16 protein-coding genes are annotated in these 18013 nt (G+C 72.6%); 6 read left to right on the top strand and 10 right to left on the bottom strand.

Annotated features, from left to right (window positions below):
* Positions 1-17: 17 nt before the first annotated feature.
* A complete protein-coding gene (fxsA, locus tag ACFV4N_RS13640) occupies positions 18-185 on the bottom strand; it encodes an FxSxx-COOH cyclophane-containing RiPP peptide (protein WP_499672829.1) in 168 nt (55 codons plus the stop codon).
* Positions 186-375: 190 nt separating this feature from the next.
* Here fxsA and ACFV4N_RS13635 point away from each other — a divergent pair, with 190 nt between their 5' ends.
* The 4 genes from ACFV4N_RS13635 (at position 376) to ACFV4N_RS13620 (ending at position 6865) form a co-directional block, all read left to right on the top strand.
* Complete coding sequence (locus ACFV4N_RS13635) at positions 376-1497, top strand: FxsB family cyclophane-forming radical SAM/SPASM peptide maturase (RefSeq protein ID WP_499672828.1); 1122 nt, start codon at positions 376-378, stop codon at positions 1495-1497.
* 59 nt (positions 1498-1556) lie between these two features.
* A complete protein-coding gene (locus ACFV4N_RS13630) occupies positions 1557-2654 on the top strand; it encodes an aKG-HExxH-type peptide beta-hydroxylase (protein ID WP_499672827.1) in 1098 nt (365 codons plus the stop codon).
* A 147-nt stretch (positions 2655-2801) separates the two neighbouring features.
* Positions 2802-6248, top strand: coding sequence for a TM0106 family RecB-like putative nuclease (locus ACFV4N_RS13625; protein WP_499672826.1), 3447 nt, complete (start codon positions 2802-2804; stop codon positions 6246-6248).
* Between the two features lie 71 nt (positions 6249-6319).
* Positions 6320-6865: a snapalysin family zinc-dependent metalloprotease gene (locus ACFV4N_RS13620; RefSeq protein ID WP_499672825.1), complete on the top strand. Its 546-nt coding sequence runs from the start codon at positions 6320-6322 to the stop codon at positions 6863-6865.
* A 138-nt stretch (positions 6866-7003) separates the two neighbouring features.
* Here the strand turns inward: ACFV4N_RS13620 and ACFV4N_RS13615 are convergent, their stop codons facing one another.
* The 3 genes from ACFV4N_RS13615 to ACFV4N_RS13605 are packed head-to-tail and all read right to left on the bottom strand — an operon-like array spanning position 7004 to position 9620.
* Positions 7004-7960: an ABC transporter substrate-binding protein gene (locus ACFV4N_RS13615; protein WP_499672824.1), complete on the bottom strand. Its 957-nt coding sequence runs from the start codon at positions 7958-7960 to the stop codon at positions 7004-7006.
* Positions 7961-7971: 11 nt separating this feature from the next.
* Positions 7972-8736: an amino acid ABC transporter ATP-binding protein gene (locus tag ACFV4N_RS13610; RefSeq protein WP_499672823.1), complete on the bottom strand. Its 765-nt coding sequence runs from the start codon at positions 8734-8736 to the stop codon at positions 7972-7974.
* Positions 8724-9620, bottom strand: coding sequence for an amino acid ABC transporter permease (locus tag ACFV4N_RS13605; RefSeq protein WP_499672822.1), 897 nt, complete (start codon positions 9618-9620; stop codon positions 8724-8726). Before ACFV4N_RS13605 ends, ACFV4N_RS13610 begins: the two co-directional genes overlap by 13 nt.
* Before the next feature lie 828 nt (positions 9621-10448).
* Between ACFV4N_RS13605 and ACFV4N_RS13600 the strand changes: the two genes are divergently transcribed.
* Positions 10449-11102 carry an LAVTG motif-containing sortase-dependent surface protein gene (locus tag ACFV4N_RS13600; protein WP_499672821.1) on the top strand — a complete coding sequence of 218 codons (654 nt, stop codon included), beginning with the start codon at positions 10449-10451 and terminating at the stop codon, positions 11100-11102.
* A 69-nt stretch (positions 11103-11171) separates the two neighbouring features.
* On the opposite strand, the gene ACFV4N_RS13595 is transcribed toward ACFV4N_RS13600, so the two are convergent.
* The 6 genes from ACFV4N_RS13595 to ACFV4N_RS13570 form a co-directional block, all read right to left on the bottom strand.
* Positions 11172-12161: a zinc-dependent alcohol dehydrogenase family protein gene (locus ACFV4N_RS13595; protein ID WP_499672820.1), complete on the bottom strand. Its 990-nt coding sequence runs from the start codon at positions 12159-12161 to the stop codon at positions 11172-11174.
* Complete coding sequence (locus tag ACFV4N_RS13590) at positions 12158-12958, bottom strand: carbohydrate ABC transporter permease (RefSeq protein WP_499672819.1); 801 nt, start codon at positions 12956-12958, stop codon at positions 12158-12160. Before ACFV4N_RS13590 ends, ACFV4N_RS13595 begins: the two co-directional genes overlap by 4 nt.
* The gene (locus ACFV4N_RS13585) at positions 12955-13839 is read right to left on the bottom strand and encodes a carbohydrate ABC transporter permease (protein WP_499672818.1); all 885 of its coding nucleotides are present in this window, start codon (positions 13837-13839) and stop codon (positions 12955-12957) included. Before ACFV4N_RS13585 ends, ACFV4N_RS13590 begins: the two co-directional genes overlap by 4 nt.
* A 46-nt stretch (positions 13840-13885) precedes the next feature.
* A complete protein-coding gene (locus ACFV4N_RS13580) occupies positions 13886-15229 on the bottom strand; it encodes an ABC transporter substrate-binding protein (protein ID WP_499672817.1) in 1344 nt (447 codons plus the stop codon).
* Positions 15230-15301: 72 nt separating this feature from the next.
* Positions 15302-16063: a DeoR/GlpR family DNA-binding transcription regulator gene (locus tag ACFV4N_RS13575; RefSeq protein ID WP_499672816.1), complete on the bottom strand. Its 762-nt coding sequence runs from the start codon at positions 16061-16063 to the stop codon at positions 15302-15304.
* A 271-nt stretch (positions 16064-16334) separates the two neighbouring features.
* Positions 16335-17405 carry an alkene reductase gene (locus ACFV4N_RS13570; protein ID WP_499672815.1) on the bottom strand — a complete coding sequence of 357 codons (1071 nt, stop codon included), beginning with the start codon at positions 17403-17405 and terminating at the stop codon, positions 16335-16337.
* A 112-nt stretch (positions 17406-17517) separates the two neighbouring features.
* On the opposite strand from ACFV4N_RS13570, the gene ACFV4N_RS13565 reads away from it, so the two are divergent.
* The coding region (locus ACFV4N_RS13565; RefSeq protein ID WP_499672814.1) for a MarR family winged helix-turn-helix transcriptional regulator at positions 17518-18013 on the top strand (496 nt) is incomplete at its 3' end.

Here is an 18013-nt window from a genome sequence, read left to right as displayed (position 1 = left end):
GGTCGTGCCGGTGGTGTTCACAGCGAGCTCTCGAACGCGGCGAACCTGGTGGGCAGCTCGGCGTTCTCCGCGAGGATCCGGTGCAGCGCGGCGCGCAGCGCGGTGTCCGGCAGGTCGGCCAGTCGGGCCAGGTCCAGACCCGTGACGTCCAGGAGCTCGGACTCCAGGACGGGTTCCTCAGCCATCTCCGGCACACCCCCCTCACCGCAATGCTGCGGTTTTGCCCGCTGCTCACCCGATTGCCGGTTCGACCAACGGGCGCGGTTCCATCGTAGTGAAGTGCGGGGGAAAGCGGCGTGAATCCTCCGATCGGCGGAAGTAGTGGGCGGTGGGCTGTGTTTGATTGCTCTCGGGGAGGCCGGAATCGGGGGGTTGATGAAAGCGCTGCCGTTCCGCCAGTTCGTGGTGAAGGTGCACGGTCGGTGCAACCTGGCGTGCGACTACTGCTACGTCTACGAACTGGCCGACCAGAGGTGGCGGTCGCGCCCGCGGGCGATGTCGCCGGAAGTCGTCGCGCACACCGCCGAACGGGTGGCGGAACACGTGCGGGCGCACGGGTTGGCCGAAGTGGAAGTCGTGCTGCACGGCGGGGAACCGCTGCTCGCGGGGCGCGCCGCGATCGCCGCGCTGGTGACCCGGTTCCGCACCGAGGTGCCCGCGGAGGTGCGGTTCACCGCGCAGACGAACGGCACGCTGCTGGACCGGGAATTCGCGCGGTTGTTCGACTCGCTGGGCGTTCGGGTCGGGGTGAGCGTGGACGGCTCGCCGGAAGCGCACGACCGGCACCGCACGCGACCGGACGGCGCCGGCAGTTGGGCGGCGGTGCGTTCGGCGCTGGAGTTGCTGCGCGGGTTTCCCGGGGTGTACGGCGGTCTGCTGTGCGTGGTGGACGTGCGCAACGACCCGGTGCGCACCTACGAGTCGCTGGTGGAATTCTCGCCGCCCGCCATCGATTTCCTGTTGCCGCACGGCAACTGGTCCGTTCCGCCGCCGGGGCGCGCGGCGGGGTCGCCCGGGACGCCTTATGCGGATTGGCTGATCGCGGTGTTCGACCGCTGGTACGAGCGGCCGGTGACGGGGGTGCGGCTGTTCGAGGAGCTGCTGAACGTGCTGCTGGGCGGCAGGTCCGGGGTGGAGGGCATCGGGCTGAACCCGTCCGCCCAGGTGGTCGTCGAGACCGACGGCTCGATCGAGGTCTCGGACATCCTGGCGTCCTCGTCACCGGCCGCGGCGGCGACCGGGTTGAACGTGGCGCGGGACCCGTTCGACGCGGCGGCGGACCTGCCGCCGGTGCGGGCCGCGCGGGAGGGGTTGGCGGGGTTGTCGGCGGTGTGCCGGAGGTGCCCGGTGGTGCGGGTGTGCGGTGGCGGGCTGCGGGCGCACCGGTACCTGGAGGGCGCGGGCTTCGACCGGCCCTCGGTGTACTGCCCGGACCTGGCGCGGTTGATCGGGCACGTGCGGTCGCGGGTGGCGGCGGACCTGGCGGAGCTGGCGTGACCGCCGGGGCGCCGAACAGCGGCCCGGCCGGCGGCTCTCCCGCCGTCACGCCCTTTCGCTTGTCCGAGGCCGATTTCGTCGCGCTCGCCAGGGGCGGTGGCGGTGCGGCGGTGCGGGTGTTGCGGCTGGCCCGGCGCAGCCGGACCCTGCTGCTGATCAGGTCGATCGCGTCCGACCCCGAGGCGCGCCCCGCCTACGAGCTGCTGTGCGAGGCGCGCCGGGCGGCTCCCGGCGCGGTGGACCGGGTCCTCGACCACCCCTCGGTCGGGGCGTGGGCCACCCGGACGGCGGCCGGGCGCGGGCGGCCCGGTGAGCTGGTGTTCACCGCGGCCGCCGCGGCGGTGCGCGCGGGGGTGCCGGTGGACCTGGGGTTCCCGCCGGCCGAGGTGGTCTCGCTGCCGTCGCTGGGGGTCGTGGTGGGGCCGGGACCGGTGTGGGAGCCGTTGCCCGAGGTCGCGTTGGGGTCCGGGGTGCTCCAGGTGGACGTGTGGGCGGGTGGCGGCGTGCCCGACGAGCTGCCGGTGGACACCGCGCCGGACCTGGCGCGGCTGCGGGAGCAGGTCGGGGCGGCGTGGGAGCTGCTGGCGCGGGACCACCCGGCGGTCGCCGAGGAGGTGGCCGAGGTCGTGCGGGTGCTGACGCCGATGCCCGCCTCGGCCTCGGGGACGAGCAGCGCGACCCTGGCGGACGCCTACGGCTGCGTGTTCCTGTCCCCCGCGCCGGACGCCGAGACCGTGGCGGTGACGTTGGCGCACGAGGCCCAGCACAACAAGCTGGCGGCGCTGATGGACCTGTTCGCGCTGGTCGAACCCGATCGGCGGGCGCTGTTCTACGCGCCGTGGCGGGAGGACCCGCGGCCCGCGGCCGGGCTGCTGCACGGGACTTACGCGCACCTGGGCGTGGCGGGTTTCTGGCGGGACCGGCCGGGCGCGGCGGCGCGCGCGGAGTACGCCCGGTGGCGGTCGGCCGCCCTGGGCACCGCCGAGGCGCTGCTGGCCGGCGGCGTGCTGACGCCGACCGGCGTGCGGTTCACGGCGGAGATGGCGGACGTGCTGCGGGCGTGGTGCGCCGAGCCGCTGCCCGCCGACGCGCTGGCCGAGGCGGAGGCCGAGGCCGCCGCCCACCGGGCCCGCTGGCAGGCCGCCCACGCCGGCTGACGGGAACGGCGCGACCCGGGTGGCGCTCAACGCGCTCCGGCCCGAGTGGCGTTCACCGCCCTCCGACCCGAGTGGCGCTCACCGCACTCCGCGACGCGCCGGGCGTGATCCACGGCCTCCGGGCGCTCGGCGGCGATACTGCGCGCCATGCTCAACGCCGACGGCCACCTGGTGCACTCCCCGGCGGACCTGGTGGACCTGTTGGAGTGCGAGCACCGCAGCAGGCTGTCGCTGGCCCTCGCGCGCGGGGTGCCCGGCGCCCCCGTGCCGGAGGAGCAGCGGAACGCCCTGGCCACCCGGCACGGCCTGGCGCACGAGCAGGCCGTGCTGGCCCGGTTCCGGGAGCGGACCGAGGTGGTCGAGATCCCCCAGCCCGCGCCCACCCACGAGGCGCTGACCGCCGCCGCCGAGGCGACCGCCGCCGCCCTCGCCGACCGGGTCCCGGTGATCTACCAGGCCGTCTTCTACGCCGACGGCTTCCACGGGCGCGCGGACTTCCTCGTCGCCGGCGAGCACGGCTACGAGCCGCACGACGCCAAGCTCGCCCGCCACGCCACCCCGGCCGCCGTGGTGCAGCTGACCGCCTACGCCGACGCCCTGGGCCCGCACGCCGGTCCCCGGATGCACCTGCTGCTCGGCGACGGCACCGCCCGCGCGTTCCGGGTGGCCGACTTCCTGCCGCTGGTCCGCGACCTCACCGACCGGCTCCGGGTCCGCCTGGCCGGGCCGGCGGCCCTGCCCGACCGGCTGTGGGACGACGAGCGGCCCGCCTGCGCGACCTGCCGGTTCGCCCGCCACTGCGCCACCGGGCGCGAACGGGACCGGGACCTGTCGCTGGTCGCGGGCATCCGCGCGGACCAGCGCCGCAAGCTCGCGGCGGCCGGGCTGGGCACGATCGACGCCCTCGCGGGCGCCACGCAGGCCGACCGGCCCGCCACCATGTCGGCCGCGACCTTCGCCGGGCTGCGCGCCCAGGCCGCGCTCCAGGTGGTGCAGGACCGCTCCCGCACCGACGCGAACCCGACCGGCGAGGTGGCCTTCGAGGTGGTCGCGCCCGAGGCGCTGGCCGCGCTGCCCGTGCCCGACCCCGGCGACCTGTTCTTCGACATGGAGGGCGACCCGTTCGCGCTCGACGGCGAGGGGCTGGAGTACCTGTTCGGCGTGGTCGACGCCGAGGAGGCGTTCACGCCGTTCTGGGCGCACAGCCGCCGGCGGGAGAAGCTCGCGTTCGAGCGGTTCGTCGACTTCGTGGTGGAGCGGCTGGAGGCCAACCCCGGCGCGCACGTCTACCACTACGCGCCCTACGAGGTGAACGCCCTCAAGAAGCTGGCCGCGCTGCACGGCACCCGCGAGGAGGCCGTCGACCACCTGCTGCGCTCCGGCGCGCTAGTGGACCTGTACTCGGTGGTGCGCAAGGCGTTGCGGGTGTCGCAGCGGTCGTACTCGATCAAGTACCTGGAACCGCTCTACATGCCCGCGCGGACCGGCGAGGTCACCAACGCCGTCTCCAGCATCGAGGCCTACGAGCAGTACCTGGCGCTGCGCGACGCGGACCCGGGGCGCGCCGAGGAGGTCCTGGCCGGCATCGCCGACTACAACGCCGCCGACTGCATCTCCACGCTGCGGCTGTACCGGTTCCTGCTGGGCGTCCGCGACGAAGCCGGTGTCCGGCCCCACGTGCCGGAGCCGTCGTTCACCCAGGAGATCGAGGACGAGCTGGCCGCGCAGCGCCGGGCCGAGCGGGCGGCGCGCCTGGCCGCCGTGGTCGACCCGCTGCTGGAGGGGCTGCCGGACAACCCGGCCGAGGCCACGGAGGACGAGCGGGCGCGGGCGCTGCTGGCCGCCGCGGTCGGCTACCACCGCCGCGAGACCAACCCGGCGTGGTGGGACTTCTTCCGGCAGATGGGCGCGCCGCTGTCGGAGCTGGAGTCCGACAGCGCGTGCGCGGTGCCGGTGTCGGTGCGCGCCGAGGACTGGGTGATGCCGTCCGGGCGGGTGCGCAAGGCCAAGCGGGAGGTGCGCGCGTGGTGCGACCCGGAGCGCCCGCACCCGTTCGCGGCGGGCGACCAGGTGCGGCTGCTCTACAAGGGCGCGCCCAACCGCAGCCGGGACGCCGTGGTGCTCGCCGAGTCGGCCGAGGACATCGTGCTCCAGGAGAGCACCTCGCCGGACGACGTGGACGGCGAGGCGCCGATCGCGGTGCTGCCCGGCAGCCCGGTGCGGCCCACGCCCAAGGACGAGGCGGTCTACGACCTGGCCGCGATGGTCGTGGACGCCCTGCCCGAGCTGCCGCCGCACCCCGGCGTGGACCTGGTGCGGCGCACGCCGCCGCGGTTGCGCACCGGGTCGTTGCCGCGCTCCGACGACCTGATCGCCGACGTGATCGCGGCCGTGGACGCGCTGGACGGTTCCGCGCTGGCCGTGCAGGGGCCGCCGGGCGCGGGCAAGACGTACCTGGCGGGCAGGCTGATCGCGCACCTCATCCGGGGCGGTCGCAGCGTCGGCGTGACGTCCACCAGCCACAAGGCCGTGGAGAACGTGCTCTCGGCGGCCCTGGCGGCGGGTCGCGAGCTGGGCGTGCCGATCCCGACGGCGAAGCGGGCGAAGGGCGCGCCGGCGAAGGGCTGCGCCTGGGAGCAGCCGCGGGACAACCCGTCGCTGGTGCGGTGGCGCGACGACCAGGGCGGTGGTCACCTGGTCGGCGGCACGGCGTGGACGTTCGCCAACACCGCGCTGCGCGAGCAGCCGTTCGACGTGCTGATCGTGGACGAGGCCGGGCAGTTCGCGCTGGCCGACGCGCTGGCCGTGTCGACGTGCGCGCGCAACCTCGTGCTGCTGGGCGACCCGCAGCAGCTCCCGCAGGTCGTGCAGGGCACGCACCCGGCGGGCGCGGAGGCGTCGGCGCTGGGGCACCTGATCGGCGACGCGGACGTGATCCCGCCCGAGCTGGGCTACTTCCTGGACCAGACGCGGCGGCTGCACCCGGCGGTGTGCGAGCCGGTGTCGAACCTGTCCTACGCCGGGTTGCTGCGGTCCCACCCCAGCGCCGCGGAACGCGGGGTGGCGGGCGTGCGGCCCGGCGTGTACCTGCGCTCGGTCGAGCACTCGGGCAACACCACGTCGTCGGCGGAGGAGGCGGCGGCCGTGGTGGACGTGGTGCGGTCGCTGATGGGCCGGCTGTGGACCGACGGGCCGGGCGCGCGGGCGCTGGACGAGGACGACTTCCTGGTCGTGGCGCCGTACAACCTGCAGGTGCGGCTGGTGCGGCGGGAGCTGGAGAAGCACGGGTACGGGCACGTGCGGGTCGGCACGGTGGACCGGTTCCAGGGCCAGGAGGCGCCGGTGGTGGTCACCACCATGACGTCGTCGGCGGCCGTGGACCTGCCGCGCGGCCTGGACTTCCTGCTGTCGCGCAACCGGCTGAACGTGGCGCTGTCCCGGGCGCAGGCCGTGGCGGTGGTGGTGTGCTCGCCGAGGCTGGTCGAGGCCGACGTGCGAGACGTCGACCAGCTCCGGCTGGTGTCGGGGATGGTGGGGCTGATGGCCGACGCGGTCCGGTGGGACATCGACGGCGTCTATGGCCAAGAGCTATGACGCTCGCCGTTCAACCGCTCTTAATGTCGTAACCCGCGAGAACCTTCCCACCCTGCACCGAAGGAGATCGTGTGGTCGACAAGTTCGCGCGCCCCTTGACGGGCGCGCTGTTGGGCGCGCTCGCACTGGTGGCGACGGTCCTGACCGGAACGGCGTCGGCGGCCGGCGCGCCGCCGACGGCGATGGCCCGGACCGTCTACTACAGCGCCTCCGGCTACTCGGCGGAAGCCGACCAGGCCGCGCAGATCTGGAACTCCCGCGTGCCCAACCTGCGGCTCGTCCGCGGGGGCAGCGCCACGATCCGGGTCTACGCGACCACCGGCGGCGGTTCCCGGGCCTACCCCTGCGGGCTCGGGTGCGCCACGATCTACATCGACACGCGCGACGTGGCGGCGGGCAACTCGTCGCTGCGGATCGTGGCCCACGAGATCGGGCACGGTCTCGGCCTGCCCGACACGTACAACGGCATCTGCTCGTACCTGATGTCGGGCGGCAGCGCGGGCACGTCCTGCCGCAACCCCTACCCGAACCCCCAGGAGGCGAACCGGGTGAACCAGCTGTTCGCGGGCGCCCTGACCGCTACGGCGGTCGAGTCGGGCGTGTACGCGAGGGGCTGACGCGCGGAGCCGGGGCGGCGGCGGGCACCGGTTCTCCCCCGCCGCCGCCCCGGTGCGCGGGTCACCGGCGCCCGCTCCGACCACCACGCGGGGAGGCCCGCACCGGGCGAGCGGTGCGGACCCCTCCGCCGAGCGCGCTCAGGACGTCTTCGGCAGCCCCGGCGGGTTGATCTCGGACTTCTCCACCGCCTCGCCCGCCAGCCCCCACCGGTCCAGCACCTCGGCGTACTTGCCGGTCTTGATCAGGTGGTCGATGGCCTCCGCGACGGGCTCCACGAGGCCGCTGCCCTTCTTCGTGGTCGCCGCGATCTTGCCCTGCAGGTCGCCGCCGCCGGAGAAGGTGCCGATCACCTCCGTCGTGCCCGAGGTGGCCACGTGGTACGCCGAGGTCGGGTTCGGGCCCAGGTAGGCGTCGATCCGGCCGGACTCCAGGGCCAGGTAGTAGTCGGAGGCGTTCTGGTAGTACTTGATGTCCGTGGCGGGCAGGCCCTTGGCCTCGTTGGCCTTGCTCCAGTCGACCAGGATCTTCTCCTGGTTGGTGCCCGACCCGACCGCGATGACCTTCCCGGCCACGTCCTCGGGCTTCTCCACCCGCCACGAGCCGCCCTTCTTGGCCTCGAACGCGAGCGTGTCCAGCCGGTAGGTGGCGAAGTCGTACTTCTCCTTGCGCTCCTCGGTCACGGTGATGTTCGACAGCCCCAGCGGGTACTGGCCGCTGTCCAGGCCGACGAACAGGTTCTCCCAGGAAGCGACCTCCAGCTGCGGCTCCAGGCCGAGCACGCCGGCGATGAGCACGGCGATGTCGGTCTCCACGCCGATGGGCGTCTTGTCGTCGGTGGCGTAGAAGCGCAGCGGCGGGTTGGTGCCGGCCGAGCCGCCGATGGCGATCCGGCCCTCCTCGCGGAACCTCTCGGGCACCTTGGCGGCGATCGAGTCGACCTTCTCGGCGGTGACGCGGTTCTGGTCGGGGCCGAGGTTGATGACCTTGCCGCCGCTGACGACCTGGTCCTCGGACGCCGCGCCGTCGGCGCCCGCGCAGGCGGTCAGCGCCAGGGCGGCGGCGGTGAGGAGGGCGGCGGTTCTGGAGCGGGACAACGGATCCCCTTTCAGAGCACTTTGGACAGGAACGCGCGGGTGCGCGGGTGTTGCGGGTCGTCGAGCACCCGCGAGGGCGGGCCCTGCTCGACGACGACGCCGCCGTCCAGGAACACGACGGTGTCGGCGACCTCCCTGGCGAAGCCGACCTCGTGCGTGACGACGACCATCGTGGTGCCGGAGCGCGCCAGGTCCTTGATCACGTCCAGCACCTCGCCGACCAGCTCGGGGTCGAGCGCCGACGTGGGTTCGTCGAACAGCAGCACCTTGGGCTCCAGCGCGAGGGCGCGGGCGATGGCGACGCGCTGCTGCTGGCCGCCGGACAGGTGCCGGGGGTACGCGGACTCCTTCTCCGACAGCCCGACCCTGGCCAGCAGCGCCCGTGCCCGCTCCCGGGCCTGCGCGACCGGCCGGCCCTGCGCGGACACCGGCGCCTCGACGATGTTCTCCAGCACGGTCAGGTGCGGGAACAGGTTGAAGTTCTGGAACACGAAGCCGATGTGCGTGCGCTGCCGCAGCACTTCGCGTTCCCGCAGCTCGTAGAGCCGGTCGCCGCGGCGGCGGTAGCCGACCAGCTCGCCGTCGACGGAGACCAGCCCGGCGTCCACCTTCTCCAGGTGGTTGATCGTGCGCAGCAGCGTCGACTTGCCGGACCCGGACGGCCCGAGCACCACGACGACCTCGCCGGTGCGGACCTCCAGGTCCACGCCGCGCAGCACCTCGTTGTCCCCGAAACTCTTGCGGACACCCTGGAGGTGAACCATCACCTCGCCCATTTCCAGCCCTCCTGACCGCGGGTCGCGCCCTTGGCGTAGTGCTTCTCGACGTAGTGCTGCGCGATCGACAGCAGGGTGGTCAGCGCGATGTACCAGGCGGTGGCGACCATGAGCAGGGCGACGACCCGCGCGTTGCGCCCGTAGATCACCTGCACCTGGTAGAACAGCTCGCCGATGGCCACCACGGACACCACCGAGGTGCCCTTGAAGAGGCTGATGACCTCGTTGGTCGCGTTGGGCAGGATCGAGCGCATGGCCTGCGGCAGGACGATCCGCCGGAACTGGCGGGCCCGCGGCACGCCCAGCGCCGCGGCGGCCTCCAGCTGGCCGTGGTCGACCGAGATGATGCCCGAGCGCACGATCTCCGCCGCGTACGCCGCCTGGTGCAGGGCGAGGCCGAGCACCGCCGCGCCCATGGGGCTGATCAGGTCCTTGGTGTCGAAGCCGACGAACGTCGGCCCGAACGGGATGCCCAGCCTCAGCTCCTGGTACAGGTAGGAGATGTTGAACCAGAACAGCAGCTGCACGATCAGCGGGATGGACCGGAACGCCCAGGTGTAGGTCCAGCTCACGGCCGCCAGGAACCGGCTGCGGGACAGCCTCATCAGGGCGAGCACGATGCCCAGGGCGAAGCCGATCGCGGTGCCGTAGAGGGTCAGCTCCAGGGTGACCAGCACCGCCCTGAGGATGGACTCCGCGGTGATGAACCGGGCGAACGTGGCCCAGTCCCAACCGGGGTTGGTGACCAGGCCGTTGACGAACTGGGCGACGAGCACCAGCACGGCGACGATGCCGACCCACCGCCACGGGTGGCGGACGGGCACGACCTTGAGCACGGGTGGTTCTTCGGGCGCGTGCAGGCGCGGTTGGGCGGACACGCTCATGGTGGGTCCTTCGAGGGGGACGGTGAGGGCCCGCGGCGGGAGCGCCCGCGGGTGCGGCGGAGGGTGGTGCGCTGGGTGGTGCGCTGGTGGTGCGCTGGTGGTGCGCTGGTGGTGCGCGGAGCTGGTGCTCGGGGTGGTGCGCGGCGGGTCTAGCGACAGGCGGCGCTGGAGACCCGGCCGTAGTCGACGTGCCGGCGGGAGCGGAGGAAGGTCATCGCGCGGCCCCTTTCACTCGGCTTCGCCCGGCCTCGTTCGGCTGATCGGACGGCTGGTCCACGTGGGTGGCGCGAAAGTAGCCACTTCGCCGCGACCCGAACAAGGGAGACCACCTGCTGAACCACCGGGTGCCGGCCATTGACAAGGAGCGGTTTCACCCGGATCGGTCAGCGCCCGGGGTGAACGCCGAGCCGTGCCGACCGCCGGGCTGACCGGGTACGACGGCGGGCGGCCCAACGCGGTCGAGGTGTCCGACGGCGCCGGTAACGATTCCGCCAAAAAACGAAGAACCGCCCATCACGACTTCGACCACAGTGGAAATGACCTCGGTCATTCCGCCGCGGTTGACCTGCCGCCTTCCTCCCACGACGGCGAAGTTCCTGCTCAGAGCCGCCGAACAGGCCGAATTGGAGCGTCCGGGAGCACGAGGGGCGTCCCGTTGGGACTCGGTGCCCTGGTGCTCCTGGGCGGCGTCGTCGCGCTGGTCATCCTCAGGAGACGGTTGCGGAGGTAGATGCGGAAAGTAATCACCTATCCCCCAGTCGAGTGGTTGCCGTTCCCCGTATATGGTGACCGCCGTCTCTCCTCAGCCCTTCCCTCAGGAGCTCCCACATGAAGCTCGCCAGAGCCGGTGCTTTTGTCGGCACCCTCGCCGTCGCGACCACTGCCTCCGTCTTCTTCGCCGCTCCCGCCTTCGCGCACACGCCGATCCTCCAGGGCGGCTGCGAGGGTGAGAAGAGCTACCTGACCGTCGAGCTGCGGGACTACGTCAAGCGGGACGGGAAGAAGAACTCGGTCACCGTCACCATGGACGGCGAGGTGGTCGAGAACACGGAGTTCGACAAGAACTTCCCCAGGAAGACCTACTCCAAGTCGAGCGCCGAGAAGGTGGTCTTCAAGGTCGACATCAAGGCTTGGGACGACCCGGACGGCTCGAAGCGCTACACCCGGACCGAGATCCGCGAGATCGACTCCTGCGTCGAGGAGCAGCCCCCCGCCGAGGAGCCGCCCGCGGAGGAGCCCCCCGCCGAGGAGCCCCCGGCCGAGCAGCCGCCCGCCGAGGAGCCCCCGGCCGAGTCCAGCAGCGTGGCCGTGTCCCCGACCACGACGGCCGCCCCGACCTCGGTCGCGCCGATCGCCGCCGAGGAGACCCCGCTGGCCAACACCGGCGCCAGCATCGCGATCCCGCTGGTCATCGGCGTGGTCCTGCTGGGCGGCGGCGCGGCCCTGCTGATCATGCAGCGCAAGCGGGCCGCTCGCGACTGACCGCGTGCCGAAGGCCCGGTCACCCCGCTGCCGCCGGGGTGGCCGGGCCTTCGCCGTACCCGGGCCCGGCTACGGCAGGACCTGGATCTTGCGCCCCCGACCCGCCCGGAACGCCTCCAGCGCCGACGCGTAGTCGGCCAGCGGCAGGCGGTCGCTGATGAACACCGCCGGGTCGAGCACGCCGGTGGCGAACAGGTCCGCCGCCCGCTCGAACGAGTGCAGCACCGCCATCGACCCGGTGATGGTGATCTCCTGGTTGTAGATCCGGTACGGCTCGATGGTGACCCGCGCCGCGTAGTCGGAGACGCCGAACTGGAGGAACGTGCCGCCCTTCGCGACCCGGCCGAGGCCGTCCTGGATGGCCTTCTCGTTGCCGGTGGCGTCGATGACCACGTCCCAGCCGCCCGGCCGGTCCAGCTCGTCGGGGTTCGCGGCGGTGGCCGTGACGCCCAGCAGCTCGGCGGTCGCCAGGCGGTCCGGGTTGAGGTCGACGACCTCGATCGACACCGCGCCGGTGAGCTTGCCCAGCTGGAGCATCATCAGCCCCATCGTGCCCGAGCCGTAGATGAGCACCCGGCTCCCCATCCGCGACCGCAGCACGTCGTAGCCGCGCACCGCGCACGACAGGGGCTCGATCAGCGCGGCGTCCTCGGTGCGCACGTGGTCGGGCAGCTTCACGCAGTTCGCCACCGGGGCCACCGCGTACTCCGCCGCGCCCCCGCCGGTGGTCACGCCGATGGCCGCCCACCGCTCGCACAGGTTGGCGCGCCCGGCCCGGCACATGCGGCACTCGTGGCAGTACAGCGACGGGTCCACCGCGACCCGGTCGCCCACCCGGACCTCGGTCACGTCCGCGCCGACCTCGACGACCACGCCGGCGAACTCGTGGCCCGGCACCACCGGCAGGGTCGGCGCGAACTCGCCCTGCAGGATGTGCAGGTCGGTGCCGCACAGGCCGCACGCCGCGACGTCCACGACGACCTGCCGCGGGCCCGGCGCCGGGTCGGGCACCTCGGCGACCTCGACCCGGCCGACCCCGCTGATCACGGCTGCTCTCACTTGACTGCTCCCAGAGAAAGGCCCTGGACCAGCTTGTCCTGGGCGGCGAACCCGGCGACGAGCACCGGCAACGACACCACCGTGGCGGCGGCGCACACCTTGGCCAGGAACAGGCCCTGGCTGGTGACGAACCCGGTAAGGTAGACCGGCGCGGTGCCGGCCACCACGCCGGTCAGCACGCGGGCGAACAGCAGCTCGTTCCAGCTGAAGATGAAGCAGATCAGCGAGGTCGCCGCGATGCCGGGCATGGCGACCGGCGCGACGACCCGCCGCAGCGTGGTGACCAGGCCCGCGCCGTCGAGCGCGGCGGCCTCCAGGATCTCGCCCGGCACCTCGGCCAGGAACGACCGCATCAGCCACACCGCGATCGGCAGGTTCATCGACGTGTAGAGCACGACCAGGAACGAGATGTTGTCCAGCAGCCCCGTGTGCTGGGCGACCAGGTAGATCGGCAGCAACCCGGCCACGACCGGCAGCATCTTGGTGGACAGGAAGAAGAACAGCACGTCCGACCACTTCTCGACCCTCTTGATCGAGAGCGCGTACGCCGCCGGGACCGCCAGCAGCAGCACGAGCAGGGTGGAGCCGATCGACGCGCTCATCGAGTTGATCAGCGGCGGCCACGGGTTCGAGTCGAAGAACTCGAGGTAGCCGTCGAGGGTCAGCGGCGCGGCGAGCGACGGCGGGTTGGTCGCCGCGTCCGGCTCGCTGTGCAGCGAGGTCAGCACCATCCACGCCACCGGCGCGAAGAACAGCAGCCCGGAGAACCAGGCCAGCACGCCCCAGACCCGCTTCACGCGCGCACCTCCTCGCGCAGCAGGGACGACACCACGCGCAGCGCGAACGTGGCGATGACGATCGACCCGAGCACCACGACGACGCCGGCCGCGGACGCCTGGCCGTAGTCGTGCGCCTGGTAGAAGGTCTGGTAGATCGTGTAGGGCAGGTTGGCCGTGCCCAGGCCGCCCGAGGTGATGGTGAAGACGGCGTCGAAGTTCTGCACGATGTAGATCGACCCGAGCAGCGCGCCCAGCTCCAGGTACTGCCGCAGGTGCGGCAGGGTCAGGTAGCGGAACACCTGCCACGGCGTCGCGCCGTCGATGCGCGCGGCCTCGACCGCGTCGTGCGGGCGGCTCTGCAACCCCGCCAGCAGGATCAGCATCATGAACGGCGTCCACTGCCACACCAGCGACGCCTGCACGGCCGTCAGCGGCATCCCGCTGATCCACTCCGGCTGCGGGGCGTCCGCGCCGAACAGCCACGTGAGCACGCCGTTGAACAGGCCGTACTCCGGGTTGTAGAGCGCGTGCTTCCACAGCAGGGCGGCGGCGACCGGCACCACCAGGAACGGCGCGATGAGCATCGTGCGCACGATCCCGCGCCCGGCGAACCTCCGGTCCAGCAGCAGCGCCAGGCCCAGCCCGAGCAGCAGGCTGACCAGCACCACCACGACGGTCAGCACGACCGTGACGCCGATGGCCGAGCGCAGGTCCGGGTCGGTGAACACGGCGGCGTAGTTGTCGAGCCCGGCGAACCCGCGGTTGTCCGGGTCCAGCGAGTTCCACCGCATCAGCGAGATCACCAGCGTCGCGACGAAGGGGAGCTGGGTGACCGCGATGGTGAAGATCAGCGCGGGCAGGAGGGGCGCGCGCCGCGCCCAGCGGGCGGCCGCCGTCACGACGCCCTCCCCACCGGCGTGGGGTTGGCCACCGGGGTGTTCGCCATCAGTTGCCCCGGTGCTTCTTCGCGACGGCCTCGGCCAGCTCCTGGGCCTCGTCGAGCGCGGCGTCCACGGACGTCGACCCGGCGATCGCGGCGCTGATCTTCTGCGACACCTGCGTGCCCAGGTCGGTGAACTCGGGGATGCCGACGAACTGGATGCCGCTCGCGGGCCGCGGCTGCACGCCCGGGTCGGTCGGCTTGGCGCCCGCGATGGCCGCCTCCGCCTGCGCGGCGAACGAGCCGCTCGCGGCCAGGTACTCGGGGCGCTCGTAGGTCGAGGCGCGCTTGCCGTCGGGGACCCTCGACCAGCCGAGGCTGTTGCCGACCAGCTCCTCGTAGCCCTTGCCGGACGCCCAGGAGATGAACTTCCACGCGTTGTCGGCCTTCTTGCTGGCCTTCTGGATGCCGAACGCCCAGGTGTAGAGCCACGCGGACGACTCGGTCTTCACCACGGGCGCCTGGGCGAAGCCCAGCTTGCCCTTGACCGGCGAGTCGTCGGCTTCGAGGAGGCCGGCGGCGACCGTGGCGTCGTACCACATGGCGACCTTGCCCTGGGTCATGTTGTTCAGGCACTCGGCGAACCCGGCCTGCGGCGCGCCCGCCTCGCCGTGCGCGCGGACCAGGTCCACGTAGAACTTCGTGGCCTCCTTGAACTCCGGCGCGTTGACCCGCGCCTGCCAGTCCTCGGTGAACCAGGTGCCGCCGAAGGTGTTGACCACGGTGGTCAGCGGCGCCACGAGCTGGCCCCAGCCGGGCTGGCCGCGCAGGCAGATGCCCTTCATGCCGGGCTCCGCGCCGTCGACCCGCGCGGCGATGTCCGCGACCTGCTGCCACGTCGGCCTCTCGGGCATGGTGACGCCCTTGGCGTCCAGCACGTCCTTGCGGTACATGAGGAACGACGACTCGCCGTAGAACGGCTGGGCGTAGACCTTGCCGTCGGCGGCGGTGAGCGACTGGCGGATCGGCTCCAGGACGTCGCCCTGGTCGAACCCGGCGTCCTTCGCGACGAAGTCGTCCAGCGGCGTGAGCCAGCCGTTCTTCGCGTAGATGGGCGTCTCGTAGTTGCTGATCGTGGCCACGTCGTACTGGCCGGCCTGGCTGGAGAAGTCCTGGCTGATCTTGTCGCGGACGTCGTTCTCGGGCAGGACGGTGAAGTTGACCGCGATGCCGGTGTCCTTGGTGAAGTTGTCGGCGGTCAGCTCCTGGAGGTCCTGCATCTGCGGGTTGTTGACCATGAGGACGTTGATCGAGTTCTCGGCGCCGCCACCACCGCCGCCCGCGCCGGCGCACGCGGTCGTCGCCAGGAGCACCGCGGCCAGCAGGCCGCCATACCGGAGTGACTTCATCGTCTGCCTTCCTCGGGCGTGCGTTGACGGACCCGCGGCGGCGCCGGGGTCTCGTGGGGATCGGTGTCGTGCCTAGGCCCGGAAGACCTTCGGGCCGAGCAGGGAGTAGCGGTGCGCCTCGCCCGCGGGCAGCACCGAGTCGGTGACGATCGCCTCCAGGTCCGCGACGTTCGCGAACCGGTGGAAGCTCGACACGCCGAACTTGGTGTGCACGCCGACGAAGACCCGCCTGCGCGCCGACGCCAGCGCCTGCGCCTTGACCGCGCCCACCGCCGGGTCGGGCGTGGTGAGGCCGTGCTCGCGCGAGATGCCGTTCGCCCCGATGTAGGCGAGGTCGATCACCATCTCCGCGAGCATCCGGGTGGTCCAGTGGTCCACGGTGGCCAGGGTCCGGCCCCGCACCCGGCCGCCGAGCAGCAGGACCGTGGTGGAGGGCACCTCGGAGAGGGCCGCCGCGGTGGGCAGCGACGCGGTGACCACGGTCAGCGGCCGGCCCGTCGGCAGGCTCTCGGCGACGAGCTGGGGTGTGTAGCCCTCGTCGATGAAGACCGTCTCCGCGTCGCCGAGCCGGTCCGCGGCGGCCCGCGCGATCCGCCTCTTCTCCGGCACCATCGAGTGGGACCGGAACTTCAGGCCGGTCTCGTAGCCGGCGCTCTCCACCGGGAACGCGCCGCCGTGCGTGCGGCGGACCAGGCCGTGCTCGTCGAGGACCCGCAGGTCGCGGCGGACGGTCTCCTGCGCCACCTGCAGCTCCACCGCGATCTCCGCGACGTCGACCCGGCCGTCGGCCCGCGCCCGGGCCAGGATGCGGCGCTTGCGCTCGTCGGCTCGCACGTCCCACCTCCTGTTGCCCGGTCGGGCCACCTCTGCCCGGTCGGGCTGCGCATAAGGTCTAACACCACCGTGAGAGCGTGACCAGCGACACAGGGTGACTGGTGATGCCCGGCTTTCGCCCGGTTTTCGAGACCGAACCCACAGGAATGGGTGGATTCCTGCCCGATTGGGGGTGGGTTCGTGCCCGTTCCGGCCCCGGAAAAAGGCGAGGCCCGCTCACCGGGTGAAGGTGAGGGGGCCTCGCGACTTCGGGTTCCCGGCGTTCGGGCCTTCAGGCGGTGGGCGCCAGGGCCGGGTAGTCGGTGTAGCCCTTCTCGGTGCCGCCGAAGAAGGTCGACTGGTCCGGGGTGTTGAACGGGCCGCCGCGCGCCAGGCGGGCCGGCAGGTCCGGGTTGGCCAGGAACAGGGCGCCGAACGCCAGGGCGTCCGCCGTGCCGTCCTCCAGCAGGCGCAGCTCGTCCACGCCGGTCACGCCGTCCGGGGTGTGCGGGTTGAGGATCAGCGCGCCGGTGAAGCGCTCGCGCAACTCCAGGGTCAGCGCGCGCTGGTCCTGCTCGGCGATGTGCAGGTAGGCCAGGCCCAGCGGGTTGATCGCGTCGACCAGCGCCGGGTAGAGCTGCCCGTGGTCGTCCTCGGCGATGTCGTTGTACCGGTTCGCCGGGGAGATGCGCAGGCCGACGCGGTGCGCGCCGATGGCGTCGGCGGTCGCGCGGGCCACCTCGACGACGAAGCGGATCCGGTTCGCCACCGGGCCGCCCCACTCGTCGGTGCGCCGGTTGCTGTTGCCGGCCAGGAACTGGTGCAGCAGGTAGCCGTTGGCGCCGTGCAGCTCGACGCCGTCGAACCCGGCCGCCACGGCGTTGCGGGCGGCGGCGGCGAAGTCGGCGACGGTGGCCTCGACCTCGGCGCCGGTCAGCTCGACCGGCGTGGGGAACTCCTCCAGGCCGGCGCCGGTGAACAGCTTGCCCGCGGGCCGCACGGCGGAGGCGCCCACCGGGTGCAGGTCGCCGGGCAGCACGCTCGGGTGGCCGATGCGGCCGGCGTGCATGAGCTGGGCGAAGATCCGGCCGCCCGCCTCGTGCACCGCGTCGGTGACGACCCGCCAGGCCGCCACCTGCTCGTCGCTGTGCAGGCCCGGGGTGTCCGGGTAGCCCTGGCCCACCGGGGAGGGTTGGACGCCCTCGGTGATGATCAGGCCGGCGCTCGCGCGCTGCGCGTAGTACTCGGCGGTGGCGGGGGTCGGCAGGGTGCCGTGCGCCCGGCTGCGGGTCATCGGCGCCATCACGACGCGGTTGGCGAGCTTGGTGCCGGCCAGGTCCAACGGCTCGAACGCGATGCTCATCGCGGTCCCTCCAGGTATCCGATTTACCTGTCCGAACAGCTAAGTAACCGAAGTGTATTCCCCACTACGTCATGTGACAGCGGTCACGAGTTCGGCGGAGTATCCTGGCAACATGGCCGGGAACGAGAAAAAGCCCACGTCAATCCCCGTGCCGGAGACGGCGGACGGCGGTCGGATCAGCCACTCGATCTTCCGCGTGGCCCGCCTGCACCGCATGCTCGCGGGTCAGCTGTTCAGGCAGGCAGGACTGCACCCAGGGCAGGAGCTGGTGATGATGCACCTGTGGGACTGCGGCCCGCGGCGGCAGTCCGACCTGTGCTACGTGCTGGACACCGACTCGGCCACCATGACGCGGACCGTGCAGCGGCTGGAGCGCTCCGGGTTCGTGCGCCGCACCCCCGACCCGAACGACGGCCGCGCCACGATCGTGGAGCCGACGGTGGCGAGCCAGGCGCTGCGCCGTGAGGTCGAGCGGATGTGGCGGGAGCTGGAGGAGGCGACCGTCGACGGCCTGGACGAGGAGGAGCTGGCCGAGACCGCGCGGGTGCTCGGCCGGCTGGAGTGCAACCTGGCGAGGAGGACCGGGAAGGCCGGTCCGGGGACGGACG

It is taken from the genome of Actinosynnema sp. NPDC059797 (genome assembly GCF_042732085.1).
Classification (GTDB): domain Bacteria; phylum Actinomycetota; class Actinomycetes; order Mycobacteriales; family Pseudonocardiaceae; genus Actinosynnema.
This window is presented reverse-complemented; position numbering and strand designations above follow the sequence as displayed.